This window comes from Limnohabitans sp. MORI2 (assembly GCF_027925025.1).
Taxonomy (GTDB): domain Bacteria; phylum Pseudomonadota; class Gammaproteobacteria; order Burkholderiales; family Burkholderiaceae_C; genus Limnohabitans.
Window position 1 is genome coordinate 1,872,245 of the sequence record NZ_AP027058.1, and the last position, 20,150, is coordinate 1,892,394.

At 55.9% G+C, this 20,150-nt stretch carries 19 protein-coding genes and 3 tRNA genes; 10 read left to right on the plus strand and 12 right to left on the minus strand.

The features are described from left to right. Positions 1 to 11: 11 nt before the first annotated feature. The 4 genes from QMG27_RS08930 to QMG27_RS08945 are packed head-to-tail and all read left to right on the plus strand — an operon-like array spanning position 12 to position 5,615. Positions 12 to 3,194, plus strand: a complete 3,183-nt coding sequence (locus QMG27_RS08930) for an efflux RND transporter permease subunit (protein WP_281810705.1) — start codon at positions 12 to 14, stop codon at positions 3,192 to 3,194. A gap of 41 nt (positions 3,195 to 3,235) precedes the next feature. Then, positions 3,236 to 3,889 (plus strand): protein-L-isoaspartate O-methyltransferase, encoded by a 654-nt coding sequence (locus QMG27_RS08935; RefSeq protein WP_281810706.1) that lies wholly within the window; start codon positions 3,236 to 3,238, stop codon positions 3,887 to 3,889. 9 nt (positions 3,890 to 3,898) lie between these two features. Beyond that, entirely contained in the window at positions 3,899 to 4,240 is a 342-nt protein-coding gene (locus QMG27_RS08940; protein WP_281810707.1) for a rhodanese-like domain-containing protein, read from the plus strand. A 16-nt stretch (positions 4,241 to 4,256) separates the two neighbouring features. Then, complete coding sequence (locus tag QMG27_RS08945; RefSeq protein WP_281810708.1) at positions 4,257 to 5,615, plus strand: TolC family outer membrane protein; 1,359 nt, start codon at positions 4,257 to 4,259, stop codon at positions 5,613 to 5,615. Here QMG27_RS08945 and QMG27_RS08950 read toward each other — a convergent pair. Genes QMG27_RS08950 through QMG27_RS08960 form a run of 3 tightly spaced genes read right to left on the minus strand, consistent with a single transcriptional unit; the run spans position 5,612 to position 9,344 of the window. After that, positions 5,612 to 6,931, minus strand: coding sequence for a 3-deoxy-D-manno-octulosonic acid transferase (locus tag QMG27_RS08950; protein WP_281810709.1), 1,320 nt, complete (start codon positions 6,929 to 6,931; stop codon positions 5,612 to 5,614). The two genes, QMG27_RS08945 and QMG27_RS08950, sit on opposite strands and share 4 nt — an antisense overlap. Then, complete coding sequence (waaC, locus tag QMG27_RS08955; protein WP_281810710.1) at positions 6,928 to 7,947, minus strand: lipopolysaccharide heptosyltransferase I; 1,020 nt, start codon at positions 7,945 to 7,947, stop codon at positions 6,928 to 6,930. Before waaC ends, QMG27_RS08950 begins: the two co-directional genes overlap by 4 nt. Beyond that, positions 7,944 to 9,344 (minus strand): phosphomannomutase/phosphoglucomutase, encoded by a 1,401-nt coding sequence (locus QMG27_RS08960; protein WP_281810711.1) that lies wholly within the window; start codon positions 9,342 to 9,344, stop codon positions 7,944 to 7,946. The genes waaC and QMG27_RS08960 overlap by 4 nt, the downstream gene beginning before the upstream one ends. An 82-nt stretch (positions 9,345 to 9,426) precedes the next feature. Between QMG27_RS08960 and QMG27_RS08965 the strand changes: the two genes are divergently transcribed. The 5 genes from QMG27_RS08965 (at position 9,427) to QMG27_RS08985 (ending at position 12,494) form a co-directional block, all read left to right on the plus strand. After that, the gene (locus tag QMG27_RS08965) at positions 9,427 to 9,933 is read left to right on the plus strand and encodes a methylated-DNA--[protein]-cysteine S-methyltransferase (RefSeq protein WP_281810712.1); all 507 of its coding nucleotides are present in this window, start codon (positions 9,427 to 9,429) and stop codon (positions 9,931 to 9,933) included. Then, complete coding sequence (locus QMG27_RS08970; protein WP_281810713.1) at positions 9,930 to 10,823, plus strand: DMT family transporter; 894 nt, start codon at positions 9,930 to 9,932, stop codon at positions 10,821 to 10,823. The genes QMG27_RS08965 and QMG27_RS08970 overlap by 4 nt, the downstream gene beginning before the upstream one ends. A gap of 186 nt (positions 10,824 to 11,009) precedes the next feature. Then, positions 11,010 to 11,255 (plus strand): hypothetical protein, encoded by a 246-nt coding sequence (locus QMG27_RS08975; protein ID WP_281810714.1) that lies wholly within the window; start codon positions 11,010 to 11,012, stop codon positions 11,253 to 11,255. Positions 11,256 to 11,381: 126 nt separating this feature from the next. Further along, positions 11,382 to 11,888: a hypothetical protein gene (locus QMG27_RS08980; protein WP_281810715.1), complete on the plus strand. Its 507-nt coding sequence runs from the start codon at positions 11,382 to 11,384 to the stop codon at positions 11,886 to 11,888. Positions 11,889 to 11,978: 90 nt separating this feature from the next. After that, positions 11,979 to 12,494: a hypothetical protein gene (locus QMG27_RS08985; RefSeq protein ID WP_281810716.1), complete on the plus strand. Its 516-nt coding sequence runs from the start codon at positions 11,979 to 11,981 to the stop codon at positions 12,492 to 12,494. Between the two features lie 98 nt (positions 12,495 to 12,592). Here QMG27_RS08985 and QMG27_RS08990 read toward each other — a convergent pair. The 9 genes from QMG27_RS08990 to folC all read right to left on the minus strand — a co-directional run bounded on the left by QMG27_RS08990 (position 12,593) and on the right by folC (position 19,658). Then, positions 12,593 to 12,669: transfer RNA gene (locus tag QMG27_RS08990), tRNA-Asp, on the minus strand. 57 nt (positions 12,670 to 12,726) lie between these two features. After that, positions 12,727 to 12,802, minus strand: a tRNA-Glu gene (locus QMG27_RS08995). Between the two features lie 38 nt (positions 12,803 to 12,840). Then, positions 12,841 to 12,916, minus strand: a tRNA-Ala gene (locus tag QMG27_RS09000). 34 nt (positions 12,917 to 12,950) lie between these two features. Beyond that, positions 12,951 to 14,342, minus strand: a complete 1,392-nt coding sequence (gene gltX, locus QMG27_RS09005) for a glutamate--tRNA ligase (protein WP_281810717.1) — start codon at positions 14,340 to 14,342, stop codon at positions 12,951 to 12,953. Positions 14,343 to 14,350: 8 nt separating this feature from the next. Beyond that, positions 14,351 to 15,562 (minus strand): O-succinylhomoserine sulfhydrylase, encoded by a 1,212-nt coding sequence (locus QMG27_RS09010; RefSeq protein WP_281810718.1) that lies wholly within the window; start codon positions 15,560 to 15,562, stop codon positions 14,351 to 14,353. 7 nt (positions 15,563 to 15,569) lie between these two features. After that, positions 15,570 to 17,084 (minus strand): amidophosphoribosyltransferase, encoded by a 1,515-nt coding sequence (gene purF, locus QMG27_RS09015; protein ID WP_281810719.1) that lies wholly within the window; start codon positions 17,082 to 17,084, stop codon positions 15,570 to 15,572. Continuing rightward, entirely contained in the window at positions 17,084 to 17,578 is a 495-nt protein-coding gene (locus tag QMG27_RS09020; RefSeq protein WP_348773616.1) for a CvpA family protein, read from the minus strand. The genes purF and QMG27_RS09020 overlap by 1 nt, the downstream gene beginning before the upstream one ends. 10 nt (positions 17,579 to 17,588) lie before the next feature. After that, positions 17,589 to 18,347: an SPOR domain-containing protein gene (locus QMG27_RS09025; protein ID WP_281810720.1), complete on the minus strand. Its 759-nt coding sequence runs from the start codon at positions 18,345 to 18,347 to the stop codon at positions 17,589 to 17,591. 12 nt (positions 18,348 to 18,359) lie between these two features. Then, positions 18,360 to 19,658, minus strand: coding sequence for a bifunctional tetrahydrofolate synthase/dihydrofolate synthase (folC, locus tag QMG27_RS09030; protein WP_281810721.1), 1,299 nt, complete (start codon positions 19,656 to 19,658; stop codon positions 18,360 to 18,362). Positions 19,659 to 19,714: 56 nt separating this feature from the next. On the opposite strand from folC, the gene QMG27_RS09035 reads away from it, so the two are divergent. Next, the gene (locus QMG27_RS09035) at positions 19,715 to 20,074 is read left to right on the plus strand and encodes an arsenate reductase (protein WP_281810722.1); all 360 of its coding nucleotides are present in this window, start codon (positions 19,715 to 19,717) and stop codon (positions 20,072 to 20,074) included. Positions 20,075 to 20,150 lie beyond the last annotated feature (76 nt).

Consider the following 20,150-nt stretch of genomic DNA (forward strand, 5'->3'; position numbering starts at 1 on the left):
ACTGACACAACATGTGGTTCACCAAAGTCAGTCTGAAAAACCCGGTCTTTGCCACCATGGTGATGCTCGCCTTTGTGGTGCTGGGTTTATTCTCGTACCAACGCCTCAAGATTGACCAATTTCCCAACATCGACTTTCCCGTGGTGGTAATCACCACCGAATACCCAGGCGCATCGCCTGAGATTGTGGAAAGCGAAGTCAGCAAAAAAATCGAAGAAGGCGTCAACTCGATTGCGGGCATCAGTGCTCTCACCTCTCGCAGCTACGAAGGCATGTCGGTGGTGGTGATCGAGTTTCAACTCCACATCGACGGTCGCAAAGGCGCTGATGATGTACGCGAAAAAGTCGCCGCCCTGCGTCCCACCCTGCGCAGCGAAGTCAAAGAACCCAAGGTCTTGCGCTTTGACCCCTCTAGCCGCGCCATTTGGTCGCTGGCAGTGTTACCCGAAGCCACCCAAGGCGGCACATCGCTCTCGGCTGTGGAGCTGACCAACTGGGCTGACCAAGTCTTAAAGAAGCGTCTTGAGAACGTGCGCGGCGTGGGCTCGGTGTCGCTGGTGGGTGGCACCAAGCGGGAGATCAACTTGTATTTGAATCCGCAAGCCATGGAGTCACTCGGCGTCAGCGCGGACCAAGTGGTGAATGCTGTCAAAACAGAAAGCCAAGATTTGCCCGTGGGCACCCTGCGCTCGCTGCAACAAGACCGCGTGATTCAAATTCAAGGGCGCATGCTGCGCCCCGAAGACTTTGGCCAAATCATCGTGGCACGCAAAAACACCACGCCCATTCGCTTGAACCAAGTCGCCACCGTGAGTGATGGTGCGCAAGAGGTGGAAAGCTTGGCGCTGTACAACGGCCAACGCACGCTCTTGATGACGGTGCAAAAAGCACAAGACGAAAACACGATTGACGTGATTGACGGCCTGAACAAAACCGTGGCCGAGATGAAAGCGCAGCTGCCACCGGGCATCCGCTTAGAGCAAGTGCAAGATGGTTCGCGCCCCATCCGTGTGGGTGTGGCCAACGTGCGTCAAACCCTCATTGAAGGCGCGTTGTTGACGGTGCTGATCGTGTTCTTGTTCTTGAACTCGTGGCGCTCCACCGTGATCACGGGCCTCACGCTGCCTATTGCCATCATCGGCACGTTTTTGTTCATGTACATGTTTGGCTTCACCATCAACATGATCACGCTCATGGCCTTGTCGCTGTGCGTGGGATTGTTGATTGACGACGCCATCGTGGTGCGCGAAAACATCGTGCGCCATGTGCAAATGGGCAAAGCGCCCTACCAAGCGGCGATGGACGGCACACAAGAAATTGGCTTGGCCGTGTTGGCCACCACGCTCTCGATCGTGGCGGTGTTTTTGCCGATTGGTTTCATGGGTGGCATCATCGGCAAGTTCTTCCACGAGTTTGGCATCACCATCGTGGCTGCGGTGATGATTTCGATGTTTGTGAGCTTCACACTCGACCCCATGCTCTCGTCTGTTTGGCATGACCCCAGCATTCATGCGCACGGCCAGCATGGTCACACCAACGCGTTTTACGACCGTTTCATCAGCCCTGTGACCACATGGTTTGAGAGCACCACCGACAAATTGGTGGCACTTTATCAACGCATTCTGAAATGGGCCTTGATCCACCAACGCGCTACGGTGGGCTTAGCCATTGGCACGTTTGTCTTGAGCATTTTTATGGTGCCTTTGCTAGGCACTGAATTTGTGCCCAAGGCAGATTTTTCAGAAACCTCGGTGAATTTTTACACCCCTGTGGGTTCGTCACTCGAAGTCACAGAGGCCAAAGCCAAACAAGTCGAAGCCATCATTCGCGAGTTTCCTGAGGTTCGCTACACGCTCTCGACCATCAACACTGGCAATGCCAACGGGAAGATTTACGCCAGCATCTACGTGCGCTTGGTCGACCGCAAAGACCGCAAACGCAATGTCGATCAAATGTCAGCCACCCTGCGCGAGCGCTTGCGTCAAGTACCGGGCATCACCGTCACGCACGCAGGTTTGCTCGATGCCGTGGGCGGCAACAAGCAAGTGGAGTTCTCTTTGCAAGGCAGCGACCTGCGAGAGCTTGAACGCCTGACCACCCAAGTGATGGACAAAATCCGCAACGTCCCAGGCTTGGTCGATTTGGATTCGAGCGTCAAACCCAACAAACCCACCATCGAAGTCAATGTGCAACGTGAAGCGGCCAACGACCTTGGCCTGTCACTGGGTGCGATTGGCAATCAGCTGCGCATCTTGGTGGCAGGATCCACCGTCACCAACTGGCGTGCCGCCGATGACCAAACCTATGACGTGAATGTGCGCTTGGCCCCCAACGCCCGCAACGCCATGCAAGACCTGGAACGCTTGCCCTTCACCATCGGCACCAATGCCGACGGCAGCCCCCGCGTGGCGCGCTTGAACCAAGTGGCCAAAGTGGAAGAAGGCACTGGCCCCAACCAAATCAACCGCCGCGATTTGATGCGCGAAGTGGCCATCAATGCCAACGTGTACAACCGCTCGGCAGGCGAAGTGTCGGGTGACATTCGCAAAATCATGGACGGCATGCAGCTGCCCCCCGGCTACCGCTACCAATTTGGCGGCTCCACCAAAAACATGGCCGAGTCATTTGGCTACGCCATCTCGGCTTTGGTATTGGCCATCGTGTTCATCTACATGATTTTGGCCAGCCAGTTCAAAAGCTTCTTGCAACCCATGGCATTGATGACGGCCCTGCCCCTCACCCTCATTGGCGTGGTGTTGGCTTTGTTGATGTTTGGCTCCAGCCTATCGATGTTCTCCATCATTGGCGTGATCATGCTGATGGGCTTGGTTACCAAGAACGCCATTCTCTTGGTCGACTTTGCCATCCGCTCGCGTGAGCCCCAAGAGCAGCCCGATGGCTCCATCAAACTAGGCCTGAGCCGCCACGAAGCCCTGTTGCTGGCCGCTGAGGTGCGTTTGCGCCCTATTTTGATGACCACCTTGGCCATGATTTTTGGCATGGTGCCCTTGGCTTTCGCCCTATCAGAGGGCTCTGAACAGCGCGCCCCCATGGGCCAAGCCGTGATTGGCGGGGTGATTACCTCGTCCCTGCTTACTTTAGTGGTCGTGCCCGTGGTGTATTGCTATTTGGACGATTTGGCCCAATGGATGAAACGCAAGTGGTCGTCAGGCTCTGACAGCCCCGCCCGTTAAAATTTTGCCCAGCTTTAACTGAATGATTTCGGAGTTTTGAGATGAATACCCAACAAGCCCGCTTCAACATGGTCGAACAACAAATCCGCCCTTGGCAAGTGCTCGACCCCCAAGTGCTGAACGTGTTGTCTAACGTGCAACGCGAACTGTTCGTGCCACAGGCTTACCAAGCCATGGCCTACACCGACACCGACATTCCTCTAGGCCACGGCCAAGCCATGTTGCACCCCCGTGTGGCAGCGCGTTTGATGCACGACTTGCACCTGACCGGCGCTGAAAAAGTTTTGGAAATCGGCACAGGCAGCGGCTACATGACCGCCTTGTTGGCTGGCCGCGCACAGCGTGTGGTGAGCTTGGAAATCAATGCTGAACTGGCCAACACCGCCCGCAGCAACTTGCAACGCGCAGGCGTGACCAACGTAGATGTGCGCGTGGCCGACGGCAGCACAGGCGCTGCAGGCGATGCCCCGTTTGATGCCATCGTGCTCAGCGGCTCGGTGGCCGAAGTGCCACAAACCTTGTTGCAACAACTCAAAGTCGGCGGTCACCTCTTGGCCATCGTGGGTCAAGACCATGTCATGGCCGCTGTCTTGTACACACGCACCGCCGATGCAGCATGGGACAGCAAAGCCTTGTGGGACCATACCGCCCCACGTTTACAAGGCTTTACAGAGCCCACACGCTTCAAGTTCTAAAAGCACGGCATGATTGACCAAGTCCAACCTGCGCAGCTGCAAGACTGGATTGCATCGCAAGCAACGAATGGCAAAACCGTCGTGCTGGATGTACGTGAAGCATGGGAAGTGCAAACCGCTTGCGTGACTGCGCAAGGCTTTGAGTTGGTGAAGATTCCCATGCACCTCATCCCACCTCGCTTGTCTGAGCTCGACCGCGATCAACCCATTGCTGTGCTCTGCCACCACGGTGGCCGCAGCATGCAAGTGGCCGCGTTTTTGGTGCAACAAGGTTTCAGCCGTGTGGCCAACATCGCGGGTGGGATCAACGCTTGGTCGTCACAAGTGGACGCCTCTGTGCCGACGTATTGATTTTTGAAAGAACTGAATGTCTCTCTCTCGCACTGTGTTTCGCACCCTTCCTCTGACTGCTGCAGTGGTGATGGCTTTTGCACCCCATGCACAAGCCCAAAGTTTGGTCGAGATGTACGACGCAGCGCGTGGCTATGACGCAGGCTTTATTTCTGCCAAAGCGCAGTACGAGGCGAACTTAGCGAGAGCCAATCAAGCACTGGGCGGTATCTTGCCCAACATTGCAGTCTCCGTGAGCCAAGTCCGAACAGACTTTCAACGCCAAACGCAAGGTGCCGAAAGAACAGCCATCACAGAACTCGAAACCAAAACCACAGCAGCTACTTTGGTTCAGCCCATTTATCGCCCTACCGCTTGGGCAAGCTACCGACAAGGCGGTCGCCAATTGCTGCAAGCTACGGCGCAATACGAAAGCGCCGAACACGACTTGTTGATTCGTGTGTCTCAAGCTTATTTCGATGTATTGACCAGCGAAGACAACCTTGAGCTGGTTCAAACCCAAAAGAAAGCGGTCAGCGAGCAACTGGCCTCGGCCCAGCGCAACTTTGAAGTGGGCACGGCCACCATCACTGGCGTGCGTGATGCACAAGCACGCTTTGACTTGGCCAATGCCCAAGCCATTGCTGCCGAAAACGATTTACGCACCAAGCGCCTAGCGCTCAACATGGTGGTGGGGCTGACCGATGCCAAGCCCAAACGACTTGCCAACACTGCGACCTTGGTGGCCCCTCCCAAAGAAGACGTCAACACTTGGGTGAGCCAAGCTCAAACCACCAGTCCCATCGTGCGACAAGCTGAACTTGCCGTTGAAGTGGCTGACTACGAGATGGACAAAGCCACAGCCCTTCATAAGCCAACGTTAGATGCGCAAATGACCTATGGTCGCACTGAAAACTTAAAAGGTGGCTATGTAGGCACCACCTACGTGGCAACACCCACCACCACTTGGAACCCCACCGTGGGTCTGGTCTTGAACATGCCTTTGTTCACAGGTTTCAGTGGCGTTTACAAAGTCAAAGAAGCCATCGCTTTGAAAGACAAAGCACAGTCTGATTTAGAAAACGCACGTCGCGCCACAGAGCAAGCCACACGCAACACCTACTTCGGTTTGATCGCAGGTCTGAGCCAAGTCAAAGCCTACGAAGCCGCTGAAGCTTCCAGCCAAAGCGCGTTGGATGCCAACAAGCTCGGCTACTCAGTCGGTGTGAACATCAACATCGATGTGCTGAACTCACAAAGCCAGCTCTACCAAACCAAGCGCGACTTGGCAAAGGCCCGTTACGACGTGTTGGTGACCAACCTCAAACTGCGCCAAGCTGCTGGCACGTTGACGCCTGCAGACTTGCAGCCGATCAACGACTTGCTCGCGCCTTAATTCGTTGTCAAATACGGCAACAGCGCTTGTGCTGTGCGCTGTGCCGCACCCCGGTGTGCGTGAGAAAACGCCATGCATGCTTGCACATGCGCATTTTCATCAGGGCCAGACCGCACCATTTGCAAAGCAGTCGTCACCGCTTGCGCCATGTCTTGCACACGCAAGGCTGCGCCTGCCTCTTCGGCCAACTGAGCTGCTTCTGCAAAGTTGAATGTGTGTGGCCCCATGATGACGGGACACCCACAGGCTGTAGACTCAATCAAGTTTTGACCGCCCAAGGGCGCAAAACTACCGCCTAGCAAAGCGGCGTCTGACAGGCCGTAATACAAAGCCATTTCGCCCAAGGAATCACCCAGCCAAATGGTGTTGACTTCGTTTGGTTGTTCGGCATCTGGCCCATCTGCCCATTGGCTGCGACGTGACACGTTCCAGCCTCGCGCCGCGATCAATGCAGCCACCTCATCAAAGCGTTGCGGGTGACGCGGTACAAGCAACCATTGCACAGCATGGATGTGGTCTTGGTGATCACGTGGCGCGTCTTTCAAAGCTTGCAGCGTGTCCAGCCACAGGGCCTCTTCGCCTTCGCGTGAACTGGTGAACAAGATCACTGGACGCTGGAGCTTTTCTTTCCAAACCAGCGCTTGCGCCAGTTGTGTGGCATCAGGCTTGGCATCAAATTTCAAGTTGCCCAACACGGCATCGACCTTGGCGCCCAAAGTTTGCAAGCGTTCAGCATCGGCCATCGTTTGTGCCAGCACCGCTGATAGGCCTTGGTACGCAGGCCTCGACAACCATGACAAGCGCAGCCCTTGATGCATGCTTTTTTCACTCATGCGCGCATTCACCAACACCAGCGGCACATGGGCCTTGTTGCACTGCGCCACCCAGTTGGGCCACAACTCGGTTTCTAAGATGATGCCTACACGCGGTTTGAACTGCTTCAAAAAACGTTGCACAGCGGCGGGGGTGTCCCAAGGTTGCCACACTTGCACATCGCCTTCTTGCAACAAGCTCACGCCTTGCGCACGCCCTGTGGCCGTGCCATGTGTGAGCAAGATGCGAATGCCCGGCTGCGCTGCACGCAAGGCTTGTAGCAGCACGGCAGCTGCGCGTGTTTCGCCCAAAGACACGGCATGTACCCACACATAGCCACCCTCATTAGGAGCTTGCGTGTAGTGGCCAAAGCGTTCTTCAATCGCGTGCAAATAACCCGCTTCTTCGCGCCCACGCCGTTGCAGCTTGCGGCGCAACAAAGGCTGCAAGGCCCACATCGCCAAGCTGTACACAGACAACGCGGCTTGCATCACAACACTCATGTCGCAGCACCTGGCGCGTGCAAACAGCTTTGCCACGCATCCCATACGGCATCGACACTGGGCGTAGGGCAATCCACCACGCTGCGCTGACGCGTCAAGCCCTCGGGACCTGTGCGCCATGCGGTGTCGAAGTTGTAAATCTGAACATGGGGCAAATCCAGCGCGACAGCAATATGGCTCAAACCGCTGTCCACACCAATCACACCGACGCATTGCGCCATCTCGGTGGTGAGTTGGTCTAGCGACAAGCGGGGCCACACCACAGCGCCCGGCAGCATCTCTGCCATGGCAACGCTACGCAAGCGTTCTGCTTCGCTGCCATGGGGCAGTGCCACATCAAAACCTTGCTGTTTCAAACGTAAACCCAACTCATGCCAATGCGACAAGGGCCATTCTTTGTCAGCACGCGATGTGCCATGCACAAGAGCCACCAAAGGCTTGCGCTGCATTGCCGCTTGGCCTAATCCGTAGTTCAAATATTTGGGAACGTCATAGCCCAAGGCTTTGGCACAGAGCACGCGCCCGCGTTCCACCGCATGGATGTGCGGCGTGATGGGCACAGCCACATCAGCCACCCAGCGAGTGGGGCGCTCGTAGCCCGAACCATCGGTGCGATTGCCCAAGGCATAGCGCTTGCCGCCTTTAGCTTTGCGTGCCAGCCATGCCACTATGGCTGACTTGGTCAGACCTTGTAAATCGAGGATGACGTCGTACGCCTCTTGCTGCAAATCGGCTTTGAAGGCTTGCCACTCGGCACGTGTTTGGGCACGGGTATCGGCTTTGAAAAAAGCTTTGCGCCATTTGCGTATCTCACACGGAATCACGCGATGCACAGCCGCACACCGTGCGGCCAAAGGGGCAAAGCCACGTTCCACCACCCAATCAATTTGGGCATTGGGAAACGCGGCTTGAATGTCCATCACCGCAGGCATGGCATGCACCACATCGCCCAATGACGAGAGCTTGACGATGAGCACCTTCAACGGTGCTTGTCGGTCATGCAAGGCGTGGCTCAATGCGCAGCCTCTTGAAACTTCGCATCAGGCTTGACGCGACGCAGCAGCGCCAGCATGTCATGCTCAATACGGTCTAGCGCGGCTTGGGTTTGGCCCTCAAAGCGCAACACCAACACCGGTGTGGTGTTGGAGGCACGAATGAGGCCAAAGCCGTCTTCCCAATCGATGCGCAGGCCATCAATCACACAAGCCTCGGGCTTGAACTCGGGCGAAGGCAAGGCTTCACTAGACACGATGTGTTGCAACTCAGCACTCAAACGGTGTGGCTCGCCTTCGGCGCAGCCCACGTTCAATTCAGGCGTAGAGAAGCTGGTGGGCAAAGCATTGAGCACCGCATTGGCATCGGGGCTACGACTCACAATTTCGAGCAAGCGGCAACCGGCATACGTGCCGTCGTCAAAACCAAACCAACGCTCTTTGAAGAAGATATGGCCGCTCATCTCACCACCCAAGGGCGAGTTGACTTCTTTCATCTTCGCTTTGATGAGCGAGTGACCTGTTTTGAACATCAAGGCCTCTCCACCGGCTGCGCGAATGGCGGGAGCTAAGCGTTGTGAGCACTTGACGTCAAACACAATCGCACCGCCTGGCACGCGTGAGAGCACATCTTGTGCAAACAAGGTCATTTGGCGGTCAGGGTAAATGGTTTCACCTTGTTTGGTGACGATACCCAAACGGTCTCCGTCACCGTCAAAGGCCAAGCCGAGTTCTGCATCGGTGGTCTTCAGAGCGTGAATCACATCGTTCAAGTTTTCTGGCTTGCTGGGGTCTGGGTGGTGGTTAGGAAAGTTGCCATCCACTTCGCTAAACAGCTCCGTCACCTCGCAGCCCAAAGCGCGGAAGATGGCAGGGGCTGTGGCACCTGCAATGCCGTTGCCGCAATCGACCACCACTTTCATGGGACGGCTCAGGCGCACATCGCCCACGATGCGCGCCACATAGTCGGCCGTCACATCGACCTGCTTGATGCTGCCACCTGCTTTGAGCGTCCAGCTCTCGGTTTGCATGATGTCACGCAGGCCTTGAATTTCGTCACCATAAATGGCGCGACCACCGAGAACCATTTTGAAACCGTTGTAGTCCTTGGGGTTGTGACTGCCCGTGACTTGAATACCGCTCTTGCACAGCGTGCTGGCAGCAAAGTACAGCATGGGGGTGGTCACAGCGCCTACGTCAATCACTTGCACGCCTGCAGCGACCAAGCCGCGCATGAGGGCTTCGACCAGCGAAGGACCACTCAAACGACCATCGCGGCCCACGGCCACAGTGGTTTCGCCGCATGCCGCAGCGTGTGTACCAAAGGCTTTACCAAGGGCTTCGGCCACTTCGACATTGAGGGTGGAGGGAACGACACCGCGGATGTCGTAGGCTTTGAAGATAGAGGCGTTAACTTGCATAGTGATCAGATTGTAGAGAGCCCAACACGGCTTTCCAGAGCCCACTATGATGATCTAGCACCAGCCTCTAAAACACTTTTTCGTGCCTGCTACTCCCATCCCCCGCATTGTCCAAAGCCACACCACCTCGCCCCTCGGCGATGTGCTACTGGCCGCCACCGAGCAAGGCTTGGCAGGCGTGTGGTTTGTGCACCGTCAAGAACACATGCCCGACAGCCGCCAATGGACGACTGACGAAGCCCATCCCACCTTGAGGGCTGCGGCAGCACAACTGCTGGAGTACTTTGACGGCCAACGCCAGACCTTCGATCTGCCGCTGCAACCCGCTTGGGGCACGCTGTTTCAACGTGCCGTGTGGCAAGCCTTGCTGCGCATCCCCTACGGGCGCACCAGCACCTATGGTGATATTGCGCGCGACATTGGCAACCCCAAAGCCGTGCGTGCTGTGGGTGCAGCCATTGGGCAAAACCCACACAGCATCATCGTGCCCTGCCATCGCGTGGTGGGAGCCAACGGATCGCTCACAGGTTTTGCAGGCGGCTTAGACCGTAAACAACATTTGCTACACCACGAGGCCACGCACGCATGAGCGATCGTCATTTGCATTGGCGCGAGTGGGTGCCCGACTTTGTGCTGCTGGCCGTGCTGTGGGGTTCGTCGTTTTTGTTCATGCGCGAAGGCGCCCATGAATTTGGGCCCTTTCCCACATCGTGGGTACGCGTCACCTTGGCTGCCCTCTTTCTCACACCCGTTTTGGTGTGGCGCAGAGAAGTACCCGTACTCATCGTGCATTGGCGTCAGGCCATGTCAGCCGGCGTACTCAATGCAGGCATTCCGTTTGCCTGCTATGCCTATGCGCTGATGCACATCAACACTGGCCTCACCTCCATCTTGAACGCCACCACGCCTTTGTTTGGCGCACTCATCGCTTGGTTCTGGTTAGGCGACAAACTCAATGCCATGCGCGCTTTGGGCTTGGCGCTGGGCTTCACAGGTGTGGTGCTGTTGGCCAGCGATGTGCCGGGCGGTATCTCGTTCAAGGAAGGCGGCTCAGGGCTGGCTATAGCCGCTTGTTTGGTGGCCACGTTTTGCTACGGCATCTCGGGTAGCTTCACCAAACGCTATTTACAAAACGTACCCTCTTTGGTCACCACCACGGGCAGCTTGTGGGGCGCAAGTTTGGGGCTGGGTATTCCGGCCTTGCTCACATGGCCCGACGCAGCCCCCAGCTTACACGCATGGGCCGCGCTTGGTATTGCAGGCCTCCTGTGTACTGCCTTGGCCTATGTGCTATTTTTTCGGTTGATGACGCGCACTGGCCCTGCACGCGCCATGACCGTGACCTACCTGATCCCCGTGTTCGCCAATTTACTGGGCGTGATCTTTTTGGATGAGGTCGTCACGCATTGGATGATGGGCTGCGCCGTGGTCATCGTGGCGGGCACGGCTTTGGCTTCAGGTTTGGTCGGAAGAAAATAAACAACCACGGCACGCACAAGCCTGTTACATTAGTTGATCGCTTTAGTCGACTTCTAGCACGCTACCTCTACCTAGCGCGTGCCAGCCTCTTAGCAAAGGGGCGTTTTAAGTAAATTCCCACTTCTACGCGTATTTCCAACCAGTGCCAACTGCACTGCGTTTTGTCGTTCTATTTTTAAGATTTTCATGATTTCAGCTATTCAACCCCAACATACATCCATCACGCTTGGCAAATACCGCATCGCGGCCTGCCCACGTGCTCTACCCAGTGGCCGTTTTGCCGCACAAGTCTCTGTGGCCAGCGGCCAAGGCAGCGCAAGCACAGCACGCATCATGTGCTTCATTGACGAATTTGCCACCCACGATGACGCGGCCCAATATGCATTGGCGCAAGGCATGGACTGGGTCAAGGACGTCCAACCAACGCATTGATGCCCCATTACTTATCAAAAAACAACCCTAGTCTTTACATAACTTAGCCGTAGCAACACAGACACAACGAGACGCAGGGCTTACACTTTTTGAAACTTGAAATGCAGATCAAGTTGAAAGACGCCCATGCGCAATCTCCACGCAGGTCAACCGCTTATCACTGATGAAGAGCGCCATGCGCTCATGGATGAGGATGCGCCTGTTGTGTCCAACACAGATGCGTGGTTCAAGTACCGTAATTTGTTTTTGTTGGTTGTGATGATCTCTCAGGTCGTCAAGCTGCTGTTTTTCTCACACTTAGCCATTGGCAACTTTGAAATAGGCAAGCTCGATCCACAGGCGTTTGAACACTACCTCGTGTTTCGAGCTTGCTTCGTACTGACCATCAGCGCGATTTACCTTTTCAGCTATTTGAAAGATTGGTATTTCGAAAAAGTCTCACTGCTCTATGTCGGTATCGCCCTCACCGCATTGGTCATGGATTACTTCAATGCTTATATATACCTGAGCGAATCGCCCATGCAGTGGATAACAGGGCTCATTGCACTGCGGTTTCTGGCTGTAATTTGTTTGTTCATGAATGCATGGCATGCCAAACGCGCGCCAGCTTTGCCAAGAACGTTATGGTCATGATTGTTAAATTAGAATAAATAAGTAATATAAGTAAACTAAATTTACCTTCAATTCGTTACTTTCTTTCTAACAACTTTAGAGAGAAAGCATATGAGCTTCAAAGTAAAAGCCCCACTGATCACATTGGGCCTGATGACAGCACTGACCTTGGCAGGTGCGGCCCACGCGGCGAACCCGCTAGAACAAATCGTCAACCAAGGCGTAGAAAAATTGCAGCAACGCAGCAATGAGCGTAGCTCTGACAACGAGCGATACAGCGAGAGACAAGATGACCGTGAACACCGCGGTCGCCGTGAACACCACGGCCGTCACGATGACGATCACCACAACAATGCCAACGCATCTTGCCGTGACGAGCGCAGCCTGCGCTCAGTGCAAGGCAATGTGCACAACACCATGAAGTTTGTGAACCACACCAGCCATGAGGTCCGCTCGTATTGGCTGGACTACAACGGTCGACGCGTGTTCTACAAAGCCATTGCGCCCAACGGCAACTACACCCAACCCACATTTCAAACTCACCCCTGGGTGATCACAGACCAATATGACAATTGCTTGAATATCTATGTGTCCAATCGATCATCGGAGGTTGTTGAAATTCGCTGATCAACTATCGACGAAACACAGCTGTGGGGCATCACTGCTGTGTTTTTTTATTCAGAAAAGAAAAAAGCCTAAGTAGCGAACTACTTAGGCTTTTTATTTGGCGGAGTGGACGGGGCTCGAACCCGCGACCCCCGGCGTGACAGGCCGGTATTCTAACCAACTGAACTACCACTCCTGGTAGCAGTAGCGTTTGCTGAGTTGCTTTAGCAACCTAGCCAAGTGCTACAAAACTTGGCGACCCTACGGGGATTCGAACCCCGGTACTCACCGTGAAAGGGTGATGTCCTAGGCCTCTAGACGATAGGGTCATAACCTGGACGTGTTTCTTGCGAAACGTCTCGACATTTGGTGGAGGTAAGCGGGATCGAACCGCTGACCTCTTGCATGCCATGCAAGCGCTCTCCCAGCTGAGCTATACCCCCGTTGGGTGTCGAGAACGTTAGTATAGCAAGAATTTCAGCGTTTGGTCAAACGAGCCAAAACTTTTTCTTTGCCGCACAAGAAAAGCACCGCATCCACCGAGGGTGTTTGCGGTGTACCCATCACCAACACGCGCACGGGCATGGCGAGTTGCGGCATTTTCAAACCTTGCTCGGTCAACACCTCTTTGAAAGCTGCGCTGACATTCAACACGCTCCACTCCGCTAATGCACCCAGCTTTGCGGCCAAAGCGTCCAGTGCTGGCAACACATTAGGGGTGATATGTTTGGCCACATCATCCGCTTGCGGTGTGACGTCTTTGTAGAAAGCGCTAGCCCAATCGGCCAAGACCAACAAGGTGTCGCAGCGGTCTTTGAACAAACCACAAATAGCAGGCAAGCGATCGTCAGCGGTGATGCCGCGCTTGGACAACTCGGCACTCACCAAAGATGCGAGCGCATCATCCGCCATGGCTTTCAAATGCTGGGCGTTCACCCACTTGAGCTTGGCTTCATCAAACTGCGCTGCGCTGCGGCCGAGGTGATCGAGATTGAACCACTCCAAGAACTGAGCGCGACTGAAAATTTCATCATCGCCGTGACTCCAGCCCAAACGTGCAAGGTAGTTCACCATGGCATCGGGCAAGTAGCCTTCGTCACGGTATTGGGTCACGGCTTTGGCGCCATTGCGTTTGCTCATCTTCTCGCCTTGCTCATTGAGCACCGTCGGTAAGTGGGCATACACAGGCGGCTCTTTGCCCAGCGCCTTGAAGATGTTGATTTGGCGCGGCGTGTTGTTCACATGGTCATCGCCACGGATGACGTGGGTGATGGCCATGTCGATGTCATCCACCACCACGCAGAAGTTGTAGGTGGGCGTGCCGTCAGGACGAGCAATCACCAAATCGTCCAGCTCGTCGTTGCTGATTTCGATGCGGCCTTTGACTTTGTCTTCCCACACAACCGAGCCGCCTTGTGGGTTTTTAAAGCGCAACACGGGCTTCACACCTTCAGGAATCGCAGGCAATGTTTTGCCAGGCTCTGGGCGCCAAATGCCGTTGTAGCGTGGCTTTTCTTTGTTGGCCATTTGCTGCTCGCGCAGAGCGTCGAGCTCTTCCATGCTCATGTAGCAGGGGTACACATGGCCAGCGGCCTTGAGCTCTTCCAACACAACCTTGTAGCGGTCCATGCGTTGCATTTGGTAGAACGGGCCTTCGTCATGATCCAAGCCCAACCATTTCATGCCTTCGATGATCACGTCTACCGAGGCTTGAGTAGATCGCTCAAGGTCGGTGTCTTCAATGCGCAAAATAAAGTCGCCACCATTGGCACGTGCAAACGCCCAAGGGTACAAAGCCGAGCGGATGTTGCCGAGGTGAATAAAGCCCGTGGGAGACGGGGCAAAGCGGGTACGAATTTTTGAAGTCATTACAAAATTTACAGAGTGTCCAAGCCGCGTGAAAGATCGGCTTTCATATCGTCTAAATGCTCTAAGCCAGCCGCGACACGAATCAACCCTTGGCCAATGCCAGCAGCTTGGCGCTGGTCTTCCGAGAGCTTGCCGTGCGAGGTGCTGGCGGGGTGCGTGAGCAAAGTTTTGGTGTCGCCCAAGTTGGTACACAGCGAGAGCGTGCGCAAGCTGTCGAGCACATGAAAAGCATTGGCGCGTGACGTGTGTGGGTCAGCCCCTTTCACATCGAACGACAACACCGCACCGCCAACACCCGACATTTGCTTCATCGACAAATCATGTTGTGGATGACTAGCCAAGCCTGGGTAGTACACGCGTGACACGCGCGGGTGAAGTTCCAGCCACTCGGCCAAGGCATGTGCATGAGCGCTTTGGGCGCGCATGCGCAAGTCGAGTGTTTCCAAGCCTTTGAGCACCACCCATGCATTGAAGGGCGACAACACCATGCCGCTGTTTTTCATCACAGGCAGCAATTTTTCTTTGATGAGTTGCTCGCTCGCGCACAAAGCGCCAGCCATCACACGCCCCTGACCGTCCAAATACTTGGTGCCCGAGTGCATGACGATGTCTGCGCCCATGGGGATAGGCCTTTGCAATGCAGGCGTGGCAAAACAGTTATCCACCGCCAGCAAAGCGCCTGCGTTGTGCGCCATGTCGGCCAAGGCCGCGATGTCGCACACCTCGGTCAACGGGTTGGTGGGTGTTTCAGCGAATAGGATTTTGGTGTTGGGGCGAATGGCGGCTTTCCACGCGGCCAAGTCGGTTTGGGGCACCACGGTCGATTCCACGCCAAAGCGTGCAAACTCCGAGCCCACTAACTTCAAGGTCGAGCCAAACATCGACTGCGAATACACCACGTGGTCACCCGCCTTGAGCAAGCTGAACAACATCAGCATCACAGCCGACATGCCGGACGATGTGGCCAAGCAAGCCTCGCTGCCTTCCAAAGCGGCCAAGCGCATTTCAAAGCTGGTGACTGTTGGGTTACCCGAGCGACCATAGGTGTAGCCCTCCTCTTCACCCGCAAAGCGGCGGGCTGAGGCTTCAGCAGAGGGTTGCACATAACCACTGGTGAGGTACAGCGCTTCGGAGTTTTCACCGTATTGGCTGCGGTCTGCAGCCAAGCGCACGGCCAAGGTTTCTAAATGCAAATCAGTAGGCAAAGGGTGTTGGCTCATACCTTACTCACTCCGATTGGTTGGGCAAAGCAAGGCGCGAGTTATCTTCAGCGCCCTCTTCTGTGCCCACGCGTTTTTCATTCAAGCGCGCGATGTCACCCACAGACACATCGCCCGTCACATACACACCGTCAAAGCATGAGGCATCAAAGCCATCAAGCTGATGGGCATCCGTGGCCGTGGCGGCATGCACAGCTTGTTTCATCGCATCCACATCTTGATAGATCAAAGCGTCGCAACCAATGAGGTCGCGCACTTCGTCGATGCTGCGGTTGTGCGCGACCAACTCTTCGGGCGTGGGCATGTCAATGCCGTACACGTTGGGGAAGCGCACAGGCGGCGCAGCGCTGGCCATGTAGACCTTGCGTGCGCCCGCATCACGCGCCATTTGTACGATTTCTTTGCTCGTCGTACCGCGCACGATGGAGTCATCGACCAACAACACGTTGCGGCCTTTAAATTCACTAGCAATCACGTTGAGCTTTTGGCGCACCGATTTTTTGCGCACGCCTTGGCCCGGCATGATGAAGGTGCGACCCACGTAACGATTTTTCACAAACCCTTCGCGGTAAGGCACACCCAACAAATGCGCCAGCTGTGTAGCGCTGGGGCGGCTTGATTCTGGAATCGGAATGATCACGTCAATGTCTGTCGGTGGCACGACCGAAATCACGCGTTTGGCCAATGTCTCGCCCAAGTTCAAGCGAGCTTGGTAAACCGAAATGCCATCCATGGTGGAATCGGGACGAGCCAAGTACACGTATTCAAAAATACAAGGCTTGAGCTGCGGCGCATCGGCGCATTGCATGAAATGGGCTTGGCCCGCCATATCAATGAACACCGCCTCGCCTGGTGCAATATCGCGCTCAAACACATGGCCTGTGCCTTCTAAAGCCACCGACTCACTAGCCAGCATGTAGGTGCCGTCAGCACCGCGGCCAATGCACAAAGGGCGAATGCCAAATGGGTCGCGAAACGCCAACAAGCCGTGGCCCGCAATCAGGGCGATCACCGCATACGAGCCTTTGATACGGCGGTGCACACGACGCACGGCTTCAAACACGTCATCCGACTTGAGAGGCAGACCGCGAGTGGTTTTGTCAATCTCGTGCGCCAACACGTTGAGCAAGACTTCAGAGTCGCTCTCGGTATTGATGTGGCGGTGATCTTGCGAAAACAACTCAGCCTTGAGCGCGTGCGCATTGGTCAAGTTGCCGTTATGCACCAACACCAGACCGAAGGGAGCGTTCACGTAAAACGGCTGCGCCTCTTCTTCGCTGAACGCATTGCCTGCTGTGGGGTAGCGCACTTGACCCAAGCCACAGTTGCCGGGCAAGGCTCGCATATTGCGCGTACGAAACACATCACGCACCATGCCTTTGGCTTTGTGCATGAAGAATTTACGGTCCAACTGGGTGACGATGCCCGCAGCATCTTGGCCTCGGTGCTGCAAGAGCAACAAGGCGTCATAAATCAATTGGTTCACGGGTGCGTTGCTTGCAACGCCGACGATGCCACACATTAGGGGAGGTACTTTCCAAAATCAGCCGGCAAAACCGGCTTCAACACATGCAAAAACTGTTGCAACCACTGCGCACCTTGGGCTTGTTTCCAACCATCGGTTTCGCGCATCGGCGTCATGCCCACAAACACAGTCACGGCCAACAAGATGACCACACCGCGCATCAATCCAAACAAGCTGCCGAGCAGGCGGTCGAGCGGTCCTAAGCCCACAGCTGACACCAGCTTTTTCACCACCCAGCTGACGAGCACCGTGGCTACCAACACCGCCACAAACACCACCACAAAACCTGCGGCATAACGCAACATCTGGCTGCTGCCTTCCATGGGCAACCACGCGGCGGCGAGTGGTGCATACATCTGCGAAACATAAAACGCAGCCACCCAACCAACCAACGACAACACCTCTTGCACAATGCCGCGCCACATCCCTAGCAGCAACGACAGGCCCAAGACGGCCAGCAGAATCCAATCTACGGCCGAAATTGCTTGCATGGCGGTCGTATTACAGCGTCAAGACTTGCGGCTGCAACGACAACTGCTTGATCTTGCGTGCTACTTTGTCGGCTTCATCGCGGCTGGTGAACGGCCCCACGCGCACACGCACGCGACGCCCCTCTTTGCCTTCGATGACTTGGGTGTAGGTACTGATGCCCGCCTTCTCTAGCTTGCTGCGTGTTTCGCGCAATTTGGACTCATCTGAGAACGTGCCCGCCTGCACCACAAATCGACCAGCGTCTTTGCTGTCGGTGGGCTTGGCGGCTTTGGCCTCGACCTTGGCATCGGCCTTGGCGTCTGTTTTAACTTCTGCTTTCACAGGTTCAGGCTTTGTCTCAGCCTTGGGGGCTACCGCGGCCACAGCGGCTGCACCAGCGACACCTGCCACAGCCACTTCGGGCTTGATGTCCACTTTGGCTTCGGGCTTGGTTTCTGGTTTAGCTTCGGGTTTTGAATCGACCACTTCCTCTTTGGCATCCAAGCCTGCGGAGGCCGACAACGGCTTAGGCGTCGATGTGTCCACCAACGGCTTGGCGGTGGCACGGTCTGGAATATCGACCGCGATGTCCACCGACACCGGACGAGGCTGGGTATCGAACAACACTGGGAAGCCCACCACCCCCAAAACGACCAACACCGAAGCGCCAATCAAACGGTGACGAGCACGGCGACGCAAAGCGTCCACGCTCTCGGCAGGAGAGTTGCTGGCGTTGCCTTGCGGCTCTGCAGCGGCTTGACCGGGGAGTCGAAACTTAAAAAAAGCCATGTGGATGGAGTCTCAAGAGCTCAAATGAGGGGCGTCCAGACGAGGGATGCCGTTGGCCAAAATCCCCCCGACTGTGAAGAACGAGCCGAAGACCACGATTCTATCAGTGGGGCCCGCTGCAGCTACCGCCGCATCGAGTGCGGCTTGCGGGTTTGCATGCGTGGTGGCTTGGACCTCTTGACGGGTATTGCCTGCTTGCCAAACGTCTTGCAGGTCCACCGCTTTGGCTGCGCGTTCGGTGGGCAAATCGCAAAAGTACCAGCGATCCACCAAGGGGCCCACACGCGCCAACATGGGAGCCACGTCTTTGTCTGCCATCGCGCCGAATACCACATGGGTGGTCGGGTAAAAGCCCATCGCGTCGAGGTTTTCGGTCAGGGCCGCCACAGCGTGGGCGTTGTGCGCCACGTCAAACACCAAAGCGGGCTGGCCTGGCACGATTTGAAAACGCCCTGGCAGCTCCACCATGGCCAAACCATTGCGAATGGCTTGCGCAGTCACCGGCATATCGGTGCGCAAGGCCTCGAGTGCCGCCAACACGCCGCTGGCATTGACCAGCTGGTTGGCCCCGCGCAGTGCGGGGTAGGCCAAACCGCTGTAACGACGGCCACGACCTGCCCAACCCCACTGCTGCTTGTCACCGGTGAAATTAAAGTCGCGGCCAAACAGCCACAGATCTGCGCCAATTTCGGTGGCGTGATCGATCACGCTTTGGGGCGGCACAGGGTCGCTCACAATCACCGGACGTCCCGTGCGCATGATGCCCGCCTTCTCGCGGCCAATCGTTTCGCGGTCGTTGCCCAAAAAATCCATGTGGTCCAAGTCCACACTGGTAATGATGGCGCAAGTCGGGTCAATCACGTTCACCGCATCCAAACGCCCACCCAAGCCGACTTCAAGAATGGCCACGTCAATCGGAGACGAAGCCATCAAGCTCAAAATCGCCAAGGTGGTGAACTCGAAGTAAGTGAGCGACACCTCACCCCCTTGCGTGCGTGCAGCCTCAACGCGTTCAAAGTGCGGCAGCAAGTCGTCGGGCTGTACGGTTTCGCCGTGCACACGGCAACGCTCTTGAAAATGCACCAAATGCGGCGAGGTGTAGACGCTGGGGCGATAACCCGCCTCAAGCAAACACGCCTCCAACATGGCACAGGTCGAACCCTTGCCGTTGGTGCCCGCCACCGTGATGACGGGGCAGTTGAATTTGAGCGCCATGCGCTCGGCCACGGTACGCACGCGGTCCAAGCCCATGTCGATGTTTTTGGGGTGCAAGCGCTCGCAATGTGCGAGCCAGCTGTCGAGTGAATTCATGCCGCAATTGTCACCCAGCGTTTGCGGCCATCGGGTTTGGGGCATGATTCACCCCCATGAGCAAAACAACCATCACCGTTTACGGCATCCCCAACTGCGACAGCGTCAAAAAAGCCCGCGGGTGGTTCACAGAACGCGGCGTAGACTACGTGTTTCATGATTTCAAAAAGCAAGGTGTTCCCGCCGAGGCCATCGACACATGGCTCAAAGCCGTTGACTGGGAGGTCTTGGTCAACCGCAAAGGCACCACTTGGCGCAAGCTGGATGCAAACATACAAGCCCAGGTGATCGACACCGCTTCGGCTCGTGCTTTGATGCTCGAACACGCCAGCGTCATCAAGCGCCCCGTGGTGGTCAAAGGCAAAACTGTGATCGTGGGCGTCAACCCCGAAGCTTGGGCAAACGTTGTGGTTTGAGTTGTGACGGTGCAGGTTTTACCGCCGCTTTACAGAGCACGGCAAGCCAAGCACTACACTTCTGCCAAGTTAAAAA

What these genes read in the sequence shown, in the direction of transcription:
- QMG27_RS08930 (WP_281810705.1), top strand. Translation starts at nt 12, where the DNA reads ATGTGGTTCACCAAAGTCAGTCTGAAAAACCCGGTCTTTGCCACCATG.
- QMG27_RS08935 (WP_281810706.1), top strand. Translation starts at nt 3,236, where the DNA reads ATGAATACCCAACAAGCCCGCTTCAACATGGTCGAACAACAAATCCGC.
- QMG27_RS08940 (WP_281810707.1), top strand. Translation starts at nt 3,899, where the DNA reads ATGATTGACCAAGTCCAACCTGCGCAGCTGCAAGACTGGATTGCATCG.
- QMG27_RS08945 (WP_281810708.1), top strand. Translation starts at nt 4,257, where the DNA reads ATGTCTCTCTCTCGCACTGTGTTTCGCACCCTTCCTCTGACTGCTGCA.
- QMG27_RS08950 (WP_281810709.1), bottom strand. Translation starts at nt 6,931, where the DNA reads ATGAGTGTTGTGATGCAAGCCGCGTTGTCTGTGTACAGCTTGGCGATG.
- QMG27_RS08960 (WP_281810711.1), bottom strand. Translation starts at nt 9,344, where the DNA reads ATGCAAGTTAACGCCTCTATCTTCAAAGCCTACGACATCCGCGGTGTC.
- QMG27_RS08970 (WP_281810713.1), top strand. Translation starts at nt 9,930, where the DNA reads ATGAGCGATCGTCATTTGCATTGGCGCGAGTGGGTGCCCGACTTTGTG.
- QMG27_RS08975 (WP_281810714.1), top strand. Translation starts at nt 11,010, where the DNA reads ATGATTTCAGCTATTCAACCCCAACATACATCCATCACGCTTGGCAAA.
- QMG27_RS08980 (WP_281810715.1), top strand. Translation starts at nt 11,382, where the DNA reads ATGCGCAATCTCCACGCAGGTCAACCGCTTATCACTGATGAAGAGCGC.
- QMG27_RS08985 (WP_281810716.1), top strand. Translation starts at nt 11,979, where the DNA reads ATGAGCTTCAAAGTAAAAGCCCCACTGATCACATTGGGCCTGATGACA.
- gltX (WP_281810717.1), bottom strand. Translation starts at nt 14,342, where the DNA reads ATGACTTCAAAAATTCGTACCCGCTTTGCCCCGTCTCCCACGGGCTTT.
- QMG27_RS09010 (WP_281810718.1), bottom strand. Translation starts at nt 15,562, where the DNA reads ATGAGCCAACACCCTTTGCCTACTGATTTGCATTTAGAAACCTTGGCC.
- purF (WP_281810719.1), bottom strand. Translation starts at nt 17,084, where the DNA reads ATGTGTGGCATCGTCGGCGTTGCAAGCAACGCACCCGTGAACCAATTG.
- QMG27_RS09020 (WP_348773616.1), bottom strand. Translation starts at nt 17,578, where the DNA reads ATGCAAGCAATTTCGGCCGTAGATTGGATTCTGCTGGCCGTCTTGGGC.
- QMG27_RS09025 (WP_281810720.1), bottom strand. Translation starts at nt 18,347, where the DNA reads ATGGCTTTTTTTAAGTTTCGACTCCCCGGTCAAGCCGCTGCAGAGCCG.
- folC (WP_281810721.1), bottom strand. Translation starts at nt 19,658, where the DNA reads ATGAATTCACTCGACAGCTGGCTCGCACATTGCGAGCGCTTGCACCCC.
- QMG27_RS09035 (WP_281810722.1), top strand. Translation starts at nt 19,715, where the DNA reads ATGAGCAAAACAACCATCACCGTTTACGGCATCCCCAACTGCGACAGC.